This window comes from Winogradskyella aquimaris, assembly GCF_042676105.1.
Classification (GTDB): domain Bacteria; phylum Bacteroidota; class Bacteroidia; order Flavobacteriales; family Flavobacteriaceae; genus Winogradskyella; species Winogradskyella aquimaris.
Window position 1 is genome coordinate 108,532 of sequence record NZ_JBHTJQ010000007.1, and the last position, 19,838, is coordinate 128,369.

Annotated in this window: 19 protein-coding genes; 7 read left to right on the forward strand and 12 right to left on the reverse strand. The window is 33.9% G+C overall.

What is annotated here, in order from left to right; all coding sequences use genetic code 11:
* Window positions 1-63: 63 nt before the first annotated feature.
* Window positions 64-525: a nucleoside-triphosphatase gene (locus ACFQ1K_RS06250; RefSeq protein ID WP_320555870.1), complete on the reverse strand. Its 462-nt coding sequence runs from the start codon at window positions 523-525 to the stop codon at window positions 64-66.
* The gene (locus ACFQ1K_RS06255; RefSeq protein ID WP_320555871.1) at window positions 522-1,535 is read right to left on the reverse strand and encodes a hypothetical protein; all 1,014 of its coding nucleotides are present in this window, start codon (window positions 1,533-1,535) and stop codon (window positions 522-524) included. The genes ACFQ1K_RS06250 and ACFQ1K_RS06255 overlap by 4 nt, the downstream gene beginning before the upstream one ends.
* A gap of 143 nt (window positions 1,536-1,678) precedes the next feature.
* Between ACFQ1K_RS06255 and ACFQ1K_RS06260 the strand changes: the two genes are divergently transcribed.
* On the forward strand, window positions 1,679-2,377 hold the full coding sequence (locus tag ACFQ1K_RS06260) for a hypothetical protein (RefSeq protein ID WP_320555872.1): 699 nt from the start codon (window positions 1,679-1,681) through the stop codon (window positions 2,375-2,377).
* A gap of 202 nt (window positions 2,378-2,579) precedes the next feature.
* On the forward strand, window positions 2,580-3,878 hold the full coding sequence (locus ACFQ1K_RS06265; protein ID WP_320555873.1) for a hypothetical protein: 1,299 nt from the start codon (window positions 2,580-2,582) through the stop codon (window positions 3,876-3,878).
* On the opposite strand, the gene ACFQ1K_RS06270 is transcribed toward ACFQ1K_RS06265, so the two are convergent.
* The 6 genes from ACFQ1K_RS06270 to rsfS all read right to left on the reverse strand — a co-directional run bounded on the left by ACFQ1K_RS06270 (window position 3,879) and on the right by rsfS (window position 8,652).
* A complete protein-coding gene (locus ACFQ1K_RS06270; RefSeq protein ID WP_320555874.1) occupies window positions 3,879-4,145 on the reverse strand; it encodes an acyl-CoA-binding protein in 267 nt (88 codons plus the stop codon).
* Window positions 4,146-4,799, reverse strand: coding sequence for a phosphatidylserine decarboxylase family protein (locus tag ACFQ1K_RS06275; RefSeq protein ID WP_320555875.1), 654 nt, complete (start codon window positions 4,797-4,799; stop codon window positions 4,146-4,148).
* Window positions 4,789-5,610, reverse strand: a complete 822-nt coding sequence (locus ACFQ1K_RS06280; protein ID WP_320555876.1) for a phosphatidate cytidylyltransferase — start codon at window positions 5,608-5,610, stop codon at window positions 4,789-4,791. Before ACFQ1K_RS06280 ends, ACFQ1K_RS06275 begins: the two co-directional genes overlap by 11 nt.
* Window positions 5,610-6,218 carry an LUD domain-containing protein gene (locus ACFQ1K_RS06285; protein WP_320555877.1) on the reverse strand — a complete coding sequence of 203 codons (609 nt, stop codon included), beginning with the start codon at window positions 6,216-6,218 and terminating at the stop codon, window positions 5,610-5,612. The genes ACFQ1K_RS06280 and ACFQ1K_RS06285 overlap by 1 nt, the downstream gene beginning before the upstream one ends.
* A gap of 102 nt (window positions 6,219-6,320) precedes the next feature.
* On the reverse strand, window positions 6,321-8,264 hold the full coding sequence (ftsH, locus tag ACFQ1K_RS06290) for an ATP-dependent zinc metalloprotease FtsH (RefSeq protein WP_320555878.1): 1,944 nt from the start codon (window positions 8,262-8,264) through the stop codon (window positions 6,321-6,323).
* Between the two features lie 16 nt (window positions 8,265-8,280).
* Complete coding sequence (gene rsfS, locus ACFQ1K_RS06295; protein WP_243471111.1) at window positions 8,281-8,652, reverse strand: ribosome silencing factor; 372 nt, start codon at window positions 8,650-8,652, stop codon at window positions 8,281-8,283.
* 94 nt (window positions 8,653-8,746) lie between these two features.
* On the opposite strand from rsfS, the gene ACFQ1K_RS06300 reads away from it, so the two are divergent.
* Window positions 8,747-9,478 (forward strand): biotin--[acetyl-CoA-carboxylase] ligase, encoded by a 732-nt coding sequence (locus ACFQ1K_RS06300; protein ID WP_320555879.1) that lies wholly within the window; start codon window positions 8,747-8,749, stop codon window positions 9,476-9,478.
* Here the strand turns inward: ACFQ1K_RS06300 and ACFQ1K_RS06305 are convergent.
* A complete protein-coding gene (locus ACFQ1K_RS06305; RefSeq protein WP_320555880.1) occupies window positions 9,475-9,870 on the reverse strand; it encodes an SRPBCC family protein in 396 nt (131 codons plus the stop codon). The genes ACFQ1K_RS06300 and ACFQ1K_RS06305 overlap by 4 nt on opposite strands.
* A gap of 25 nt (window positions 9,871-9,895) precedes the next feature.
* Window positions 9,896-10,540, reverse strand: a complete 645-nt coding sequence (gene pyrE, locus ACFQ1K_RS06310; protein WP_320555881.1) for an orotate phosphoribosyltransferase — start codon at window positions 10,538-10,540, stop codon at window positions 9,896-9,898.
* Window positions 10,541-10,654: 114 nt separating this feature from the next.
* On the opposite strand from pyrE, the gene ACFQ1K_RS06315 reads away from it, so the two are divergent.
* On the forward strand, window positions 10,655-11,236 hold the full coding sequence (locus tag ACFQ1K_RS06315) for an NUDIX hydrolase (protein WP_320555882.1): 582 nt from the start codon (window positions 10,655-10,657) through the stop codon (window positions 11,234-11,236).
* Here the strand turns inward: ACFQ1K_RS06315 and ACFQ1K_RS06320 are convergent.
* On the reverse strand, window positions 11,228-12,967 hold the full coding sequence (locus ACFQ1K_RS06320) for a M14 family metallopeptidase (protein ID WP_320555883.1): 1,740 nt from the start codon (window positions 12,965-12,967) through the stop codon (window positions 11,228-11,230). The two genes, ACFQ1K_RS06315 and ACFQ1K_RS06320, sit on opposite strands and share 9 nt — an antisense overlap.
* A gap of 110 nt (window positions 12,968-13,077) precedes the next feature.
* Here ACFQ1K_RS06320 and ctlX point away from each other — a divergent pair, with 110 nt between their 5' ends.
* Complete coding sequence (gene ctlX, locus ACFQ1K_RS06325) at window positions 13,078-14,010, forward strand: citrulline utilization hydrolase CtlX (RefSeq protein WP_320555884.1); 933 nt, start codon at window positions 13,078-13,080, stop codon at window positions 14,008-14,010.
* Here the strand turns inward: ctlX and ACFQ1K_RS06330 are convergent, their stop codons facing one another.
* A complete protein-coding gene (locus ACFQ1K_RS06330) occupies window positions 14,011-16,056 on the reverse strand; it encodes a tetratricopeptide repeat-containing sensor histidine kinase (RefSeq protein WP_386133969.1) in 2,046 nt (681 codons plus the stop codon).
* 576 nt (window positions 16,057-16,632) lie between these two features.
* On the opposite strand from ACFQ1K_RS06330, the gene argS reads away from it, so the two are divergent.
* Together argS and ACFQ1K_RS06340 are read left to right on the forward strand one after the other, a co-directional pair.
* A complete protein-coding gene (gene argS, locus ACFQ1K_RS06335) occupies window positions 16,633-18,414 on the forward strand; it encodes an arginine--tRNA ligase (RefSeq protein WP_320555886.1) in 1,782 nt (593 codons plus the stop codon).
* 121 nt (window positions 18,415-18,535) lie between these two features.
* On the forward strand, window positions 18,536-19,831 hold the full coding sequence (locus ACFQ1K_RS06340; protein ID WP_320555887.1) for a carboxypeptidase-like regulatory domain-containing protein: 1,296 nt from the start codon (window positions 18,536-18,538) through the stop codon (window positions 19,829-19,831).
* Window positions 19,832-19,838 lie beyond the last annotated feature (7 nt).

Below are 19,838 nucleotides of genomic sequence, written 5' to 3' on the forward strand. Positions count from 1 at the left end.
ACATTTTTTGTACTAAATGCTATGTAACCAATGTTACATTTCTATTCCACATCTATTGATGTGCTATTTTAATGTCAGGTAGTGTGTAATTTTATAATGTTTTATTACAGTGTCTAATAACGATGTTCTAATAACAAGAATACTGTGTAAGGCCTTATTATTTCTGGTTTTTTCTATTATAAGTTTAGCAGATTCATGTAAACCAGAATCCTTCAGTTCTAATTTACCAAGCTCATCGATTATTATGTATCCAGAGTCCTGGCTAGTACAAGCTGCTTTAAGTATTGAGTTTGCTCTTTGAAAGGCAGATTTTAAAAAATGAAAGCGACCCACTGCTATACTGGATTCGTCAGCTTTATTTGTCTGGATTTTAAATATGTCTTTTGATTTAATGTCATAGATATGTCTCTTACTGGCTGAATCTTTAAGGCAAAGTATGCCTCCTATATTGGATTTATTTTCTATCCAACTATGGAGAAACGAACTTTTGCCAGATTCAATTTTACCAGAAACTATATAGATCAATGATTGGAAGGTTTATAATGAATACTGTAAACAATACTTTTAGCCAAAAAACTCTGGACTCTATTGATTCCTTTTAAAGATTTACTATCCTGCCAAGCATAGCCTATTATAGACTTTAGATAGGGTAAAAGCTTGAGAACTTCATTAATTTCTGCTTTATATTTTGTTTCACGTTTGCCTAAAAAGTTGTTAATACCTTTCATGATAATTGGTGCAAGTACCATGTACCATAATCCGATAATAACTAAACTTCTAGCTATAATGTAAAACCCAGCTTTCCAGCCAAAGTCTTGACCACTAAAAAAGAATAGCGGTAAGAGAATAATTAAAATAGTGATGAACCAAAATATCGCTAATCTGGTAGGAAGTTTAGACCGTTTTCGAGCTCTACTATTAGTTGCCTCATTAATAGGTTTAAAATCTAACTTTTTAGGATCTATTGTATCAATAGATTTAATAATTTTTACAATTATGATACCTATTATTAAACCAGAAAGAACATAGAATGATATATAAGTAATAGCCAAGAAACTTGAAGATACGTTTAATGACGTTATATTAAAATTGGAAGTTATCCAGTCTAGATAAGTGTCTATAGCCAACCATAATGATCTTCCATAAATGACAGTTAGCGTAAAAATTTTTTGTACCGCAGATTCAAAAAAGGTTAGCATGCTTAAACCTATAACAGTCAATTGATTGATGGAAAATAAACTGTATAAAATAATGCCTAAAAATGCTTGAAAAGAAACGGCAAAATAAGCTGTTACAGGTGAGTGTGGACTAACACTTAATTTCACTAATAAAACGATGCACAACGCCTTTATTATTGAATTCTTGATATTACGGCTATTTGAGGCAATAAGGGTGATTAGTAAAACAGAAATACCTCCAACTAAAATACCTGTAAATGGTGATCCTAAAGCATGCATAAACCCTCCCAAACCGCATTCATTTAATGCCCATAATGCGGTTAGTCTAGTAATGATATAATTTTGGTTATTTGTCATATACTCTTACTGTCACAAGCTAAAAATACCTCTTTAATTTGAAAGATAATCATATCAATATGATCATCTATGTAACAATTGTTACATAAAATTAAAGGTTGTATATATAACTTGATTTGTTAAATAGAAAAAAGAATACGATCATGAAACAAATCCAAAAAGATTTTGAAACTAGATTTACAGGTTGGGCATTTATATTAGGAGCCCTTTTATTATGGTTAGGATGGGCGTTATCGCCACATCATATAGGAGAGTATATCAAAGCTTCAGATTTTGAAGCTATAGGTGAGAATGTTTGGACTTGGATTTGGATGTATCGCGTTCATATATTTGGTTGGGTAACTATGGGTATTGCTTTATTTGCCTTGGTTTCTGTTACAGCAAGAAAACCGTTTAGAGTTCTTATTTTACCAGGCTCTGGAATGGTTATAATTGGGACATTTTCTTTGGCCATTGCAAATGCCTACTACTATAATTTTGGTGCTTGGGGAGTTGGTCAAACAGCTGGTATGACAGCTGCAGAAATCAACGCATTCATGAATGATATTTTGTTTACCAACCAGTATGTAACCTGTTTTATTCGTTTTGGTAGAATATTTTCTGGTGTTGGATTGGTATTACTGGGATTTGCTTTCTTAAAATGGCATATCGTAAGCAAGTGGTTAGGATGGTTTACCTTACTTTTAGGATTGGCCGCTATGGGAATAATTCTTAGTATACCGGATAATTTTGAAGTTTATAAGCCGCTCTTTCATGTTAAGGTGGTTTGGTTAATTGCAATGGGAGTAGTCATCTTGCAACAAGGGTTAAACCTACCGAAGGTATCCAGTTCAAATTTCTAATTGCATTTTGAACAAAGTAGTTTCTGCTTTAACTACTAAATACAAATTTCGATTTCTAGATAAGGATCTATTATTTGACAAGTTTCTTTTAAACAAATTTAAAATTGGGGGTCTTATATCTAATTAAATTTAGATTAATTCAGGGTAAATTGCTTTTTTTTTTGCTAAGAAGTAATATTTTTGGGCCTTAAAAATTACTGATATGAAGCCTCAAATAATTATTTTCTTTTTATTTACTATTGTTACAAATGCTCAAGTTGATTTTCAAAAAGGGTATATAATTGATAACTCTAATAATAAGTTTGAATGTCTCATTAAAAATAATGATTGGAAAAAAAGTCCAACTTATTTGACTTATAAACTAAATGATAGTTCATCAGAAGAAACGTTATTGTTTAATCAACTAAAAGAGTTTAGAATCTTAGGGACCGATAATTTTTTTAAAAGATATACAATTAGTAAGAATATCGTTGGATCATTTTATGAAGAAATGCAGTTAGAAACTGACTCAGTATTACTTAGAGTCTTGGTTGATGGTCATGTTGACTTATTGGAATTTCATAATAATGGCAGATATTATTTTTTTTATGAAAGTGAAGATGAGTTGGTTTTTTTAGATTATAAGAAAACAGTTGATGAAAATAATATTGTAAGAGAGAATGCAAAGTTTAAGAGACAACTTTTTGATAATTTTAAATGTAAGGAGTTTACTGTAAAGGATTATTCTAGTTTAAGATATAATAGTACTAACTTATCAGACTTCTTTTCTGAATATAATAATTGCTCTGGATCTGACTATATTAATTTGCATAGCAAAAGAACAAAACCTAAATTAAGATTAAAGGTTAGGGGAGGAATGAATTTAAACTCTAGCCTCATCAACAATAATGCAAATTCTTATGTGCTTTCTTATACTATACCACCTTTTTCTGGTAATCCAGAAGGAGAAGATGTGGTTAAGACATTTGATGGTGTGAAAGATTATAAAGTAAAAAATAATTTTTTCTTTGGTATAGAATTGGAGGCACGTTTGCCATTTGGTCAAAATAATTGGAGTGTGTTTTTATCCCCAGCATTTCATAGTGTATCTAAAATAGAGGGAAAGGAAAGTTTCTCAGAACCTAATGTTACTAATGCAGAAGTATTCTCCAGTCTGTCATATTCATTCATGCAAGTTCCTGTAGGGATTAGACATTATTTTGATGTAAGTGGAAATTTAGAAATCTATGTGCATGTGAGCTATTCACAGAATTTTGTGTTAGCGTCTGATTATAGTACACAAATAAATGATGTAGCTACTTCTTCAAGGCCATATAGTTTAGTTTCAAGAGCAAACCGAGGAAAGGAAAGTAATTCAGGTGGCTCTTTGGGTATTGGATTAACTTTCCTAGAAAAATATGCATTGGATATAAATTACTACTCGTTAGGCCTAAGTTTAAGTGATGACTATCAGGTGAATATGAAAGGCTTTGCAATTAATGCATCCTTTACTATTTTCTAACTATTTCCTGTATAAGAAATACTTATTTACTAAGCTAATATATTCTCTTTTGGCTTCATCAGGACTAATATCCTGAACTTGAAAAAGCGCATTGGTCTTAAAGGCATTGATGATGGGTTTACGGCTACTCGGTCTGCCATAATCATTTGTGGCTTTTTTGTAATAGGCATATAAACGAAGTAAAAAGTCGGCAGGAAATGGCTCTGTATGTGCGTTTATGCGCTCTACAGCATCTTCAAACTCTTTATTTAGTTCAGCGGATGTCATTTATTTCATTTCGGCAATAATACTTTCTCCTCCTTTTACTTTTTGGTTGAGCTTAACCTTGATCTCGGCTTCTAAAGGTAAAAATAAATCTACTCTAGAGCCAAATTTAATAAATCCTGAGTCTTCACCTTGTATTGCCTTTGAGTTAACCATAGCGTAATTAACAATTCGTTTGGCCAATGCACCTGCTATTTGACGATAAAGTACTTTGCCAAAACTTTGATTTTCAACAACAACTGTAGTTCGCTCGTTTTCTTCACTAGCTTTTGGATGCCATGCTACCAAATATTTACCAGGATGATATTTACTAAAGCTTATATTCCCACTTATAGGATATCTAGTAACGTGCACATTTATGGGAGACATAAAAACAGAAACCTGTATACGCTTATCTTTGAAAACTTCATTCTCCATGACCTCTTCAATCACAACAACCTTACCATCAACTGGCGAAAGCGCATGCTTTTCGTTTATATGAGTATGTCGCTTTGGATTTCTGAAAAACTGGAGAATCAAAAGAAAAAAGATAAGAATGGCAATCATTAAGCCTTTTCTAATCCATTCATTGGTAATGAATTCATCAATTAAAAAAAATGAACTCACCACAAAGACTAAAGTGATGAATATGATTTTATGACCCTCTTTATGAAACATAGCTTAATATTCTTAAAAATAAATATATAAATGGTGACGCAAAAATAATGCTATCCAGGCGGTCTAAAAGGCCTCCATGCCCAGGCATGATAACTCCACTGTCCTTTACGCCTGCCTGACGTTTAAATTTGGATTCTATTAAATCTCCAAATGTACCTAAAACACTCACAATAATAGCCATTATAAGCCAACTTGTAAAGCTTAAGGTTTCAGTATATTTTGTGATAAAGTAACTCGCTATGCACGCAAAAAATAATCCGCCAAGAAATCCTTCTACCGTTTTTTTAGGAGAAATACTAGGAAATAACTTTTGCTTCCCAAAATTTTTGCCAACTAAATAAGCAGCACTATCATTCACCCAGATAAGAATAAAGCTTCCCAATAATAAAAGTGGTGTGAATTCGTTTTTATAGTTTGCTATGAGTAGCATAAAAATAAAGCCACTAGTGAGGTAAAAAGTAGTTACAATAAAGCTTTTTGAGCTGAAAATGGGAATTCGTTTTGTTGTAAATAAGTCTTTTAAAAGAATAAGATTTACGAATATGGTGGTCACTAATAAAATCTGAATCGCCTCATCACTACCAGCAGATTTAAAATTCCAAAGGCATAAATACCAAAAAATACCAAAGAGAATTATGAAAATAATATATTGGGCAAAAGACTTAAGATTTATTAGTTTGCTAAATTCAACTAAGCTTAGTATTCCAAATACTAAAAGGAGCGCCGTAAGCGCGTTTTGCGTATAAAGGGATCCAATGAGTAGTAGTACATATATAGTGCCAGAAATAGCTCTTATAGATAATTCTTTCATTACAAGTCTTCTAAAAGAAGTAGGTATAAATCTTTTGCACTACTACCATAGGTAAGGAAATCTTTATCGTCGGCAGTTTTAAAATGCTTTATTGTGGTAATATTAGTAGGGATTTTAGATTTGCTTTTGGCCTTTATTCCTTTTAGCCCTTCACCAATATTTTCTACAAACTGACTGGTTGTAGCGTAAATAATAAAATGCTCAGGTAGCTCTTTTAGTTTTTTTTCGGCTATTTGGTTAGAAGATATCAAAAGAGAACCATCGTCTGAGATAAGATATTCACAGGTAGATAAAAAATATTTGCTCTCTGAGATCTTATTTGTACTGTTGAGATTAAAATCCTTAAAAAGGTTTAAAAGTCTCTCATCAATTACAAAAACCTTATCATCATGCCACTGGTTCTCATCTAAAATTGCATTTAGGCTTTCTTTGACCTCATCCATATTTTCGCAATACAAGAACTTGCCACCATTTGCTTTGAAGTTTATGGTAAAACGTTCATCAGCAGGCAACTTAATTTCGGGCATATACTTGCCTCGCTCTTGATTTGGTATTTGTTCTTCGGATGGATTTGATTTTTTTCCGAAGAGTTTACGAAATAAGCTCATTCACTGCTACTATTAATCCTAGGTTAGTGCGTTTTCTCAAATATAAAAAAACTTAAACTAACAAGAAGTCAATTTAAGCTTTTTATATGATTATACAATGGATTATTCCTCTTCTTCAATAATAGCTTCCTCTTTGTCAAAAGCACGCTTACCAAAGATTTTTTCAAGATTATCTTTAAAAATAACCTCTTTATCCAACAACACTTCTGCTAGTTCGGTAAGTTTATCTTTATTGTCCTCAAGAAGTTTTACAGCTCTTTCGTATTGCTTCTCTATGATTTCCGAGATCTCTTTATCAATAAGTTCTGCAGTTTGCTCACTGTAAGGTTTTGTGAATCCATATTCAGATTGACCTGATGAGTCGTAGTACGTGAGATGACCTACTTTGTCACTCAGTCCGTAAACCGTAACCATGGCACGCGCTTGCTTGGTCACTTTTTCTAGGTCACTAAGTGCACCAGTAGATATTTTACCAAAAATCACTTGCTCAGCAGCGCGACCACCCAAGGCAGCACACATTTCGTCAAGCATTTGCTCTGGTCTTACAATTAAGCGTTCCTCAGGTAAATACCAAGCCGCACCAAGCGAACGTCCTCTAGGAACTATAGTAACTTTTACTAGAGGTGCCGCATGTTCTAACATCCAACTCACAGTGGCGTGTCCAGCTTCATGGAAGGCTACAGCACGCTTTTCTTCAGGTGTTATAATTTTATTCTTTTTCTCTAAACCTCCAATGATACGGTCTACAGCATCTAAGAAATCCTGTTTATTAACTGCTTTTTTGCCTTTTCTGGCTGCAATTAGTGCAGCTTCATTACAAACGTTGGCTATATCTGCTCCAGAAAATCCAGGGGTTTGCTTTGCCAAGAAATCAACGTCTAACGTTTCTTCCTTTTTAAGTGGACGAAGGTGTACTTCAAAAATTTCTTTACGTTCTCTAACGTCTGGAAGATCAACGTAAATCTGTCTATCAAAACGTCCAGCACGCATAAGTGCACTATCCAAAACATCTGCTCGGTTCGTAGCTGCCAGTACAATTACATTGGTGTTTGTGCCAAAACCATCCATTTCTGTCAATAACTGATTAAGGGTGTTCTCTCTTTCGTCATTAGAACCAGAGAAATTGTTTTTACCTCTTGCTCTACCAATTGCATCAATTTCATCGATAAAGATAATTGATGGTGATTTTTCTTTGGCTTGCTTAAATAAGTCTCTAACACGAGATGCACCTACACCCACAAACATTTCAACAAAATCAGAACCTGATAAGGAGAAAAACGGAACTTTTGCTTCACCAGCAACTGCTTTTGCTAGTAACGTCTTACCAGTTCCTGGAGGGCCTACAAGTAATGCACCCTTGGGAATTTTACCTCCAAGTGATGTGTATTTTTCTGGGAACTTTAAAAAGTCTACGATCTCTTGGACTTCTTCTTTTGCTCCTTCCAAACCTGCAACATCTTTAAACGATGTCTTAGTGTCTGATTTTTCATCAAAAAGTTTGGCTTTTGATTTTCCAATGTTAAAAATCTGTCCGCCAGCACCTCCACCGGCACCAGACGACATACGTCTCATGATAAAGATCCAAACCGCAATAATAAGTATGAATGGTAAAAGTGTGAGTAAGAAATCTCCCCAAACATTTTGTTCTGTTTCGTATTCAACAACCGTATTGAGATTGTTGTCATCAATACTTTGTTTAATGTCTTTTTCGAAATTCTGTAAATCACCAAACTCAAATTTGTAGTTAGGTGCCGCAGTAACGGAAGGTAAAATTGTATTAGGCTTCGATTTTTTATGCACTTCAAGCTGCTGCGCTTCTTTTGTTAAATAGACGCGTGCCTCACGCTTATTTACAATTTCTACTTTGGCTATATCACCTCTGTCTAAATATTCAAGGAATTGGGAAGGATTAATCTGCATTCCTGTAGAACTTCCAAATCCACCTGAGAATAATTGAATTGATAAAAATATAGCGATGATTACCCCATAAATCCAATATGGATTAACTTTAGGTTTTTTATTTGAATTTTTATTGTCGTTTGCCATTATTAGCCTTTCTCTTTTAGTAACTTGTTTCTATTTGTGTCATTTTAGCGTCTCCCCATAGACTTTCTATGTCATAGTACTCACGTATATGTTTTTGAAATACGTGTACTACGACATTTACATAATCCATCAAGACCCACTCAGCATTATCTGTGCCTTCTACATGCCAAGGTTTGTCTTTGGTGGTTTTGCTTACTAGCTTTTGTATGGAATTGACGATTGCGTTAACTTGTGTATTAGAAGTACCTTCACAAACTATAAAATAATCACAAACCGTATTTTCAATATCTCTTAAATCTAAAATTGTAATTTCTTTTCCTTTAACCTCTTCTATTCCAGCAATGATTGTTGTAATGAGTTGGTCTGCACTAGTTTTTTCTTTCGTCATTAAATTGAATTAAATTTATGCAAAGTTATTATTTTTTTAGTTCTTGTAAACGCTATTTGTCATAAGAAAACTATAAAAATAGACTCCTTTTAATATGTACATTATCAAACTTGATGCCATTGACTCTACCAACAGTTACCTTAAAGGTTTGACTTCAGTAAACCTGCCTAAGGATTTTACCGTTGTTGTTGCCAACCATCAAACAAGTGGAAGAGGCCAAATGGGTACAACATGGCAAACAATGGATGGTAAAAACCTGACGGTTAGTGTCTTTAAAGACATAGCTACATTAGAAGTTGAGAGGCAGTTTTACATTAGTATGGTAGTTGCTATAGCGATTTGTAGCGCTCTCGACAAGCTAAAAATACCAAAATTGAGCATAAAATGGCCTAACGACATTTTGTCAGCAAACAAAAAGATTTGTGGTACGCTCATAGAAAATGTAGTTAAGCAAAATCAACTCAAAGGCTCTATCATTGGCTTTGGATTGAATGTAAACCAAAAATATTTTGAAAAATTACCCAAAGCATCTTCTATGAGTTTGATTACGGGAATTGTATACAATAAAGATGAAATCTTATCAGCTCTATTGACCGAACTTCAAACTTATTTTGCGCTTCTTGAAGCTAAAAGCTATTCGGAAATAAAATCGAAATACGAGTCACTGTTATTTAGGAAAGATAAACCATCAACATTTCAAAACCATAACGCTGATACCTTTTCGGGTATAATAAAAGGAGTAACAGATTCTGGCAAACTCAGTATCTGGACAGAGGATGATATTATAAAAACCTTTGATTTAAAAGAGATTGCCCTACTATATTAAACAGTAGTTTTCATGTTTGTTGCCAAGGTCTCAATAAATTTACTGATGGGTCCTTTGATCATCATCGCCATCATAGCATTGAATTCTCCGTTGAATGCTAACTGAACCTCGCTTTTGTGTTCTTCTAGTTCTGTAATATGGCCAACAAGTGAAAAATCTAACTTTCCTCCTGCTGCACCCAAAACGATTTTATTAGGTGAAATCGCTTCTTTTTTCTTAAGTACTATTTCAGGCATACCTTTTAAAGCAAAAAGGAATTTATCTTCTTCGAGTACTTCGAACTTGCTGATGTTCTCTGGCATTAAACGTTCAAAATTCTTTACATCTGCTAAAAAGTTAAATGTTTCTTCTGCCGATTTATCTATAGTTACTTTAGGTGATTCTAAGTTCATTTAAATATATTTTTACAATGTGTCATCAAACAGCGTTCCATTCACTAGGATTGGCATTCCATTGTGCTAAAATGTCTTGTTCTGCTTGTGTTATGTAGTTGGTGTCAAGGGCTTGTTCTAAAAGATTTTCGTAATTACCCAAGGTGTGCAATTCTACTTTAGCATCCTTGAAGTTTTTTTCTGCGACTTCAAAACCATAAGAAAAAATAGCAACCATACCTTTTATATTCACCTTAGCTTCTTTTAATGCTGCTACAGCATTTAGACTGCTTTTCCCGGTACTTATTAAATCTTCAACTACGACTACGGTTTGACCTTTTTCGATATGGCCTTCGATTTGGTTTTGGCGACCATGCTTTTTTGCTTCGGGTCTTACATAAACAAACGGAAGGTTTAAGTACTCTGCAACCAAAGCTCCGATACCAATAGCACCTGTTGCTACACCAGCAATAACATCTGGCTTACCATAATGTGCTTCGATATGTTTTGCCATGGTCTCCCTAATATAATTTCTTATCAGAGGATAAGATAAGACAATTCTATTGTCACAATATATTGGTGATTTCCAGCCAGAAGCCCAAGTGAAGGGCTCTTTAGGTTGTAGTTTTATGGCGTTGATTTGCAATAAAACTTCTGCGGTTTTTTTTGCGGTTTCTTTGTTAAAAATCATTTTGCAAAATTAGTGAATTTTATGATTTTTTTAATTTTAAATTGATTCTAAGTTAAAAGTGGTTTGATAAAAAATAATACTTTTACAATTGATAAGTTATAACTAACCCAATCTATGTATACTATTTATGTAGGTGATAAGCCTATAATTTTAACTACCAAAGTTGAAAAGGAAACAGATTTCAAATCGTTTCTTCTTAAATCTGTTAATATCGGGAAAGTTATAAAAATACTGAACAGTACGGATTTAAGAGCTGTACATTTAATTCATAATAATCCAGATAAGCTTTTAAAACATTTTTTAAAACTGCTACCAAATGTTGTAGCAGGTGGTGGTAAGGCCTATAATGCGAAGAATGAGGTTTTATTTATATATCGAAATAATAAATGGGATTTACCAAAAGGTAAAATAGAGGGGAAGGAATCCATTGAAGAAACGGCTTTAAGAGAAGTGGAGGAGGAGACAGGGGTTGATGGGTTAAAAATTACCAAACCTTTGCCCACGACTTATCATATCTTTAAACGTAACGGGAAGCACAGGATTAAAATTACCTATTGGTTTGAGATGAAAACCAAATTTGATGGTAAGCTCTATCCTCAAGAAAAGGAAGGTATCACAAAGGTAGAGTGGCTAGACCAAAAAGCTGCCCAAGAAGCCTTAGAGAATAGTTATGCCAATATTAGAAACTTAATTTAATCTATAAATAGGGTATTGTAAATGTGCTTTTTCGTAGTGCTTACTCTTTTTATGTAACCAGTCGAGTTGTGCGTACCAGTTCTTAGCAAAGTCTTTATTGTAACTTTTTTTAACGTTATACTCTATTTGTAGTCTTGGGTTTTCTCTAAGTACTTGTTTTGCTTTGTCTTCCCAAACATAAGGTGAGAATCCTTCTTTTTGTTGTAAAATGGTATCAAAGAAATTCCAGTTAAAAAACGAATCTGGTGCAGTAGGTTCTAAAGTTTCAATGAGGTAGCGTAGTGCTTTTTGGTCTGTTTTTACCAAATAATCCCCCTGTCTAAAGGTGATATCTTCTTTAGAGGTTTTTACTTTTACATTGTAATGCAGATAATGCCCTTCGTAAGGTGATGTTCTTGATTTGTAATCATCAATTCTATAAGATTCTACGGTAAAGGTGGTATCTCTTTTAAACGGAGTTAATTCTACCTTATTCAGTTTAAGTAAATCTAAAACATTATGCCAACCTTGTGGAATGATGTATGCCCTTGGAATAGTCACCGAATCTGTTGGCATAAAAAAGTTTTGATAAGCCACATCTTTAACAAAAGGTTTGCTTCGGTCATACTTTAGGCGTTGAGCACCTGTTAATTCACTAGGAATCATTTCTCCTTCATAGCCTTTAAATTTCAGTGTTGTTGATTTGGTGGTGTCCACCGTCCATGCAATAGGATAGATGTCACCTACTTTCCATTTACTTTGTTGAGCCTCTCGTAGCTCAGCAATTTTTATTCCATCTTCTTCGGTAATTTTTATCATGCTTTTCATTAACTGATAGGTGCCTTCTACACGTTGTTTGTAAAGTTTTAACATGTGCGTTTCTACCATCATGCCTAGTGTGTTGAATAAAGTGGTATAACCTGTGGAATAGCGTGGGGAGTCAAAAAATTGCGAAAAACCAGACTCGGGAGTACGATTAAACACATTCACATAAGGTGTGATATCCCAATCCTCATCCGCCAGTTTTTGCTCTAATTTAGGCATCATTTCTAATTGAAGATAAGCACCCAAACGGCCACCTAATTTGTTGTGTTGGGTAAACAAATGTGTTAATGTATATTGGTAATCTGCACCATTGCTCACATGGTTATCGATAAACACATCGGGTTGTACGACATGAAAAATTTCAGCAAACGTTTTTGCATTTTTGGTATCACATTTTATAAAATCTCGATTTAAATCGTAGTTTCGAGCATTTCCTCTAAAACCGTATTCTTTAGGACCGTTCTGATTGGTACGTGTCCCAGAATTTCTATTAAGACTTCCGCCAACATTGTAAATAGGGATGGTTACTAAAACGGTCTGTTTTGGTGTGTCTATCTTACCTTCAGCTAAATCTCTGTAGAGCATCATTGTGGCATCAATACCATCGGATTCTCCGGGATGTATGCCATTATTAATAAGTATAATTCTGTTCTTTTCTCTTAAAAGATCAAAATCATTATGGCTTTCATTTGGATTATAGATGACAATATGTAGAGGTTCACCAGCATCGGTTTCGCCATATTCCCTTATTGAAATTGCTGAATAGCTATCAGCTAAATCTTTGTAATACTGAATGGTTTCCTCGTATGTTGCAGTTTCAGTTCCTTCGCTTTTTTCAAAAACTGTAATAAAATCTTTCTGTTCTGATTTTGTACTTTTTTCAGAACAGGAGGTGAGTATTAATAGTAGAATAACAAGTTTTTTCATGTCTAAAATTATGGTCATCCAAACTTAAAGATTTTAAACGTAAAAAGTGTTAATAAGGTAAATTTCAAAAAGTAAAATCCTAATTTTGTATCACTTTTAAAAATTGAATAATGCAACAAACTACAGATACTATTTTAATGATTCGTCCTGTTAACTTTAGGATGAACGAACAGACCGCTGTAAACAATTATTTTCAAGAAGAGACCAATCTAAAAAATGCAGAAATCAATGCTAAGGCGCAGGATGAATTTGATGCCTTCGTTAAGAGGTTAAGGGCTGTAGGTATTAATGTTATTGTAGAAAGTGATGACGAATTGAATGACACGCCAGATTCTATTTTCCCTAATAACTGGGTGAGTTTTCATAGTAATGGCGACGTAGCTATATATCCAATGTTTGCCGAAAACCGACGAAAGGAACGACGAGACGAAGTATTTTTAAGACTGGAAGAGGAAGGTTTTAAGATTGAAAATATTGTAGATTACACTGCCGCAGAAGAAGAAGGTGTGTTTTTGGAGGGCACTGGCAGTCTTATATTAGATAGAGTTAACAGAAAAGCCTATTGTGCATTATCACCAAGAGCGGATGAAGATTTATTTATTGAGTTCTGTGAGGATTTTGAATATACTCCTGTTGTTTTTGTTGCTAATCAAACCGTAGAAGGAAAACGTTTACCAATATATCATACCAATGTGATGATGTGCTTGGCGGAAACCTTTGCTGTCATCTGCTTAGAGTGCATTGATGATAAAAAGGAACGAAAGAATGTAGTGGCGCATTTAAAAGAGGATGGCAAGGAAATCATTGCTATTTCTGAGGCTCAAATGCATCGGTTTGCAGGCAATATGCTGCAACTTCGAGGTAAGGATGATGAGCGTTATTTAATAATGAGCGATACGGCTCGAAATAGTTTAACGCAAGACCAAGTTAGAAGAATGGAGAAGCATTGCCCAATCATTTCAAGCTCATTAGAAACCATAGAAACTTGTGGCGGAGGAAGTGCGCGTTGTATGATGGCAGAAGTATTTTTGCAAAAAGCTTAATTAGCTTTTTGGTGCAGATTTAGGGAGTTCAATAAAGAATTTGCTGCCAACATTTTCTGTACTCTCAACCCATATACGGCCGTTATTCAATTCTACCAAATCCTTTGCTATGGTTAGTCCGAGTCCAGTACCTTTTTCGTTTTTCGTACCAACAGTTGTAAAGTTTTTATTGGCGTTAAAAAGTTTTTTGATGTTTTCCTCAGAAATACCAACACCTGTATCCTCAACACAGATTAGGGCTTTGCCATTAACATCTTGATTGGATACTGTAATCACATCACCTGTCCGACTAAACTTAACTGCGTTGGTTATTAAATTTTGAATCACTATTTCAACCATGCTTTTATCAGCATACACAAAATCACGTTGAGATTCATCAATAAGAACAATACGTTTGTCTTCCACTTTTTGCTCTACTAGTGCCATTTTAGTATGAAATACCTCCTGAATATTAAATAGCTCCGGATTTGGCTCTAAATTCTGCATTTGCGATTTAGACCAATTCAATAGATTAAACAAAAGTGAAGACGCATTATTGGCATTTTCACTTAGCTCAGGTATTAATTCCCTAAATTCTTCTTTAGAAATACTGTCTTCTTTCAACAAATCTAAAAACGCCTTTATAGAGGAAATGGAATCTTTTAAATCATGGGAGACTATAGAAAACAACTTGTCTTTTACCTGATTTACTTCTTCAAGATGGTGAGTTTGCTCTAAGATGGCTTCATTTCTTATTTGTTCTTGCTTTAGTTTTTCCTTTTGCTCAATTAAGGTTTCTTTATATGCTTTATTTTTTAAAATATAAAGTAACAAAAGTGTGAGTAGAATAGCCGTGGCAGCGAGAGCGATATATAAAACCAAAGGATTGTTTAGCCAGGTTTTCTTTTCACTACTGTTGTTTTGCTCCTCAAAATTATTCATTTCTTCTTCAATGGAATTGGCTTGAATTAAGTCCATCGGATCCGTATCGCTAGAGAAATCAGGTTGGTCAATTTGATCAATTTCTTCCTTTAAATCGTAGTATTTGTTTTGCCAAAAAAAGGCATTTTGAAAATAACCACGTGTTGAGTCTAATGCAATATGAAGTTTGTAATTTTCTAAAAGCGCTGCTTTATTATCAGTTTTTTGAGCAATATTGTAAGCTTCATTAAGTTGAATCTCTGCTAGCTTTACATTGCGCTTCTGCAAGTTTAAGTTACCAATGGCGTTTAACGCTAATAGTATACCTTCTTGGTTGTCTTGCTTTCTATTGTATTTTAGACCTTCTACCAAGAATTCTGCAGCTTTGTCGTATTCTTTAAATTCTAAATATTGGCTACCTAACTTTGGTAATATTTCACCTCGAAGGTTTTGGTCTTTGGTTGGGTTTAGCATTTCCAGAACATTCTCGTAGTATTCAATGGCCTTACGATGTTCCTTTCTAAGCGCGTAGAGGTCTGCTATGTTCTTTGTCGACGCTATAATACCATTTCTATCATTTATTCTTTTACCAACGTCCAATGCTTTAAAATTAAAATCTATAGCCTTATCGATCTGATTGGTTTTAAAATATGCTTCTGCCAAATTATTATAAGCGGAGCTGAGTTCGTCGACAAGGTTTTGTTTTTCAAAAACATCAATAGCTGCCAAGGAATTTTGAAGTCCTATAGCGTAGTTGCCACGTTGTATTTCTAAAAGTCCAATACTGTTGCTCACTTTGGCAACACCTAAAGTATCGCTAATTTGCAAGTAGTATTTTCTAGACTTATCGTAATTGTCAATAGCGTTAAAATAATCATCGCGTTGTGTGTAGATCAACGCTCTAAAATAGGTACTCTCTGCCAGCCCTTTGGTGTAATTTAGTTTTTCCGAAAGTTTTGCAGTCTGGTTGACATAAAGCAACGCTTTATCGTAATCCTTAACGGTGTATAATTCATCAATGAGCATTAACGACAGATCAACCTTGGTAGAATCAGCCTCTTGATATGCTAATTTTACGGTAAGGTCGTCTATTCTTTCATTTTGTGAAAATCCAATGAAAGTGAGAAGACAAACAGTTAATGTCATTAACTGCTTCATCATTTAACGGTTGATAGACGAAGTGTAATGTTTTGGTTTACGTAACTTTTATTGAGAGATGTAAAAAGTAAGTCAACACTAAACAAAAACAACGCGGTTAATGTTTGATTATAAAGCCTCATTTAATGTTTGGGACATTTGTTAATAGCCTACCAAAAATGACATAATGCACTGAAAAACGCTAATTAATGGGATTTAATGCTAATATTTTAGATGAAATGACAGATGAAATTCACTAAAAAAAAGTTGAATCGATTAACGGCAAAAATCATAGGAAAACGACCATTTTATCGACGAAATGCAAGATTCGTTTAAAAATTTGATAATCAGTATTTTATATAATATTTTAATGAATGATTAAGATAAAAACTAGATTCTATTTTTTAGAGAAGAACCAAACATAATCACAGATCAAAATAACCTAAAATGTTAGAAAGTATGACGTTTTCAATTTGTGTTTTTAAGAATCTTTAAAATCTACCAATAATGACATCTTAAAGTGTTAATAGAATAATAAAACTGCTATCTTTGCATGCGTTTTTAAAAGTAAAATTAACTCAGAGAATGAAGCTTCAGGATACTTTAGAATTACACGTAAAAGCAGCTGTAAAGAAATTATTTCAAGCAGATCTAGAATCAGTTGAATTTCAGGCTACTCGTAAAGAGTTTGCAGGAGATATCACTGTTGTGGTTTTTCCTATGTTGCGTGTAGTAAAAGGTAATCCTGTTGTTGTTGGTGAACAGATTGGACAATATCTGAAAGATAATGTTGAGTTGGTTAAAGGGTTTAACATAGTTAAAGGGTTTTTAAATATTGAAATTGATGATTCCTATTACATCGATTTCTTCAATACCATTAAAGTTCAAACTAATTACGGTTTTGCCGAGCTGAAGGATGACAAAGCCGTCATGGTAGAATATTCTTCTCCCAACACCAATAAACCTTTGCATTTGGGACATGTGAGAAATGTGCTTTTAGGCTACTCTGTTTCTGAGATTTTAAAGGCGTCAGGCAAGAAGGTTTATAAGACGCAAATTATTAACGACCGAGGGATTCATATTTGTAAAAGCATGTTAGCTTGGAAGCGCTATGGCAGTGGAGAAACACCTGAATCTACAGGGCTAAAAGGTGATAAACTAGTTGGTAATTATTATGTGGAATTTGATAAAGCCTACAAAGCAGAAATTTCTGAATTAGTTGCTCAAGGTCAAAACGAAGAGGAAGCTAAGAAAAACGCACCTATTCTCTTAGAAGCTCAAGAAATGCTTAGACAATGGGAAGCAGGTGACAAAGAAGTTGTAGCGCTATGGGAAAAAATGAACGGCTGGGTTTATGAGGGTTTTGAGGAAACATATAAAGCCATTGGTGTTGATTTTGATAAATATTATTACGAAAGTCAAACCTATCTATTAGGTAAAGAATTTGTTTCAGAAGGGTTAAAAAAAGGAGTTTTCTACAAAAAAGAAGATGGCTCTGTATGGTGTGATTTAACAGAGGATGGTCTTGATGAAAAAATCGTATTAAGAGCAGATGGTACCGCAGTCTACATGACTCAAGATATAGGTACGGCTATACAGCGTATTAAAGACTATCCAGATGTTGGTGGAATGGTGTATACCGTTGGAAATGAGCAAGATTATCACTTTAAAGTCTTATTTTTAATACTAAAGAAATTAGGATTTGACTGGGCTAAAAATCTTTACCACCTTAGTTACGGTATGGTAGATTTACCAAGCGGTAAAATGAAAAGTAGGGAAGGTACGGTAGTCGATGCAGATGATTTAATTCAAGAAATGGCAGATACGGCCGAAGAAATTTCTAAAGAACTAGGAAAGCTAGACGATTACTCTGAAGAAAATAAAAAGGCACTTTACAAAATCATTGGTTTGGGTGCACTCAAATATTTTATCTTAAAAGTAGATCCTAAAAAACGAATTTTGTTCGATCCTAAGGAATCCATAGATTTTCAAGGAAATACAGGACCTTTTATACAGTACACTTATGCTAGAATACAATCCATTTTGCGTAAGTCAAACATTAAGGAAAATGTAACCTTAAGTGCAGATCAGATATTACTTCATGAAAAGGAACGCGACCTATTAAAGCAATTAGAGTTATTCCCTGAAATCATTCAGAATGCGGCAGAACAACATAGTCCTGCTTTGGTTGCTAATTACACATACGATTTGGTCAAAGCGTTTAACTCCTTCTATCAAAATGTATCTATTCTTGGTGCGGAGAAGGACAACGAAAAAATGTTCAGAGTTCAGCTATCTAAAACAGTTGGTCAGACCATAAAAAATGCATTTAACGTTTTAGGTATTGATGTGCCAGAGCGCATGTAAATTTTTATTAAGAAATACCTTACTGAACTTAGTGATAGCAGTAGTTTTAACAAATTGCTAAGCAATCTTTTAACTCTTTTTAAGTATCTTAGGGGGTGGTTAATTATTAATTAATGATGCTATGAAAACAACCTTATTTTTTAGATCTTTAGCCAACACATTTCTTCTGCTTTTGTTGGCATCCTTAACTGTAAACGGACAAGAAAATTTTTCAGAATTCAGTGGTAAAGTTGTAGATGGTAAATCAAATAATGAGCTCGAGGCTGTTAGTCTTAATATTAATGAAACTAATATAAGTACTATTACAAATTCTGAAGGCGAGTTTGTTTTGAAAGTTCCAAATGCTTATTTAGACTCAAAGGTTATTATTAGTTTTTTAGGCTACAATACAAGAGTTATTCCATTATCAGAACTATCTAAAACAGGAAATACAATCGAGATTTTCAAGGCGGTTACCGAATTATCTGAAGTAAATATCTCAGCTTTTAAAACTGCAGAAAGCCTTATCCGGAAGGTATTTGAAAAGCGTGATAAGACCCACCAAAACGAATCTGTTTATATGACGGCTTTTTATAGGGAAACCATTAAACGAAGAAATAGAAATGTATCGCTTACTGAAGCTGTTGTTAATATTCTAAAATATCCTAACAGATCGTCTGTTGCGGATGCTATAGCACTTAACAAGGCAAGAAAGAGTACGGATTATAAAAGGCTTGATACCGTTTCGGTAAAACTGCAAGGTGGGCCATTTTCAACAATATATTTGGATATTATGAAGTATCCTGAATACATCTTTACGGATGCCACCATCAATAGTTATAATTTTTCATTTGATACACCTTCAAATATCAATAATAGAAACGTTTATGTGGTAAACTTTAGTCCAAAAAACAATGCTTTAAATTATAGTTACAACGGTAAATTATTTATTGATGTAGAATCATTAGCGCTAGTCAGCGCGGACTATACTTTAGATCTTAGTAATAAAAGCAGAAGCAAAAATCTTCTGGTAAAAAAGAAACCGAGCAATGTTATTGTTTATCCCTTAGAGGCCAATTATAAAGTTAATTATAAAGAGAAAGAGGGAAAGTGGTATTACAGTTACTCTAATCTATTTCTGAAATTTAAAGTAAACAAGAAGCGTGAGCTTTTTAACAAGGTCTATTCCTTATCTAGCGAAATGGCTGTAACCGATTGGGAAATCAATACAACCGATCGAAAGATTAAAGGGAAAAACAGGTTGCGACCATCTGTTATCATAACAGATGCTATTTCAGGATTTTCAGATCCAGATTTTTGGGGAGAATATAATCTTATTGAACCCGATAAATCCATAGAGTCTGCAATAGAGAAAATAAAAAAGAGTATTGAAAAACAGAAGGCGAATGAGGAGCGCGCTATGAGTGGTACACCTTAAGTTTTGA

Coding starts and splice junctions, on each gene's coding strand:
- rsfS (WP_243471111.1), bottom strand. CDS start 8,652: ATGACGAAAGAAAAAACTAGTGCAGACCAACTCATTACAACAATCATT.
- ACFQ1K_RS06340 (WP_320555887.1), top strand. CDS start 18,536: ATGAAAACAACCTTATTTTTTAGATCTTTAGCCAACACATTTCTTCTG.
- ftsH (WP_320555878.1), bottom strand. CDS start 8,264: ATGGCAAACGACAATAAAAATTCAAATAAAAAACCTAAAGTTAATCCA.
- ACFQ1K_RS06315 (WP_320555882.1), top strand. CDS start 10,655: ATGTATACTATTTATGTAGGTGATAAGCCTATAATTTTAACTACCAAA.
- ACFQ1K_RS06270 (WP_320555874.1), bottom strand. CDS start 4,145: ATGACATCCGCTGAACTAAATAAAGAGTTTGAAGATGCTGTAGAGCGC.
- ACFQ1K_RS06275 (WP_320555875.1), bottom strand. CDS start 4,799: ATGTTTCATAAAGAGGGTCATAAAATCATATTCATCACTTTAGTCTTT.
- argS (WP_320555886.1), top strand. CDS start 16,633: ATGAAGCTTCAGGATACTTTAGAATTACACGTAAAAGCAGCTGTAAAG.
- pyrE (WP_320555881.1), bottom strand. CDS start 10,540: ATGATTTTTAACAAAGAAACCGCAAAAAAAACCGCAGAAGTTTTATTG.
- ACFQ1K_RS06265 (WP_320555873.1), top strand. CDS start 2,580: ATGAAGCCTCAAATAATTATTTTCTTTTTATTTACTATTGTTACAAAT.
- ACFQ1K_RS06285 (WP_320555877.1), bottom strand. CDS start 6,218: ATGAGCTTATTTCGTAAACTCTTCGGAAAAAAATCAAATCCATCCGAA.
- ACFQ1K_RS06320 (WP_320555883.1), bottom strand. CDS start 12,967: ATGAAAAAACTTGTTATTCTACTATTAATACTCACCTCCTGTTCTGAA.
- ACFQ1K_RS06330 (WP_386133969.1), bottom strand. CDS start 16,056: ATGACATTAACTGTTTGTCTTCTCACTTTCATTGGATTTTCACAAAAT.
- ACFQ1K_RS06280 (WP_320555876.1), bottom strand. CDS start 5,610: ATGAAAGAATTATCTATAAGAGCTATTTCTGGCACTATATATGTACTA.
- ACFQ1K_RS06305 (WP_320555880.1), bottom strand. CDS start 9,870: ATGAACTTAGAATCACCTAAAGTAACTATAGATAAATCGGCAGAAGAA.
- ACFQ1K_RS06255 (WP_320555871.1), bottom strand. CDS start 1,535: ATGACAAATAACCAAAATTATATCATTACTAGACTAACCGCATTATGG.
- ctlX (WP_320555884.1), top strand. CDS start 13,078: ATGCAACAAACTACAGATACTATTTTAATGATTCGTCCTGTTAACTTT.
- ACFQ1K_RS06300 (WP_320555879.1), top strand. CDS start 8,747: ATGTACATTATCAAACTTGATGCCATTGACTCTACCAACAGTTACCTT.
- ACFQ1K_RS06260 (WP_320555872.1), top strand. CDS start 1,679: ATGAAACAAATCCAAAAAGATTTTGAAACTAGATTTACAGGTTGGGCA.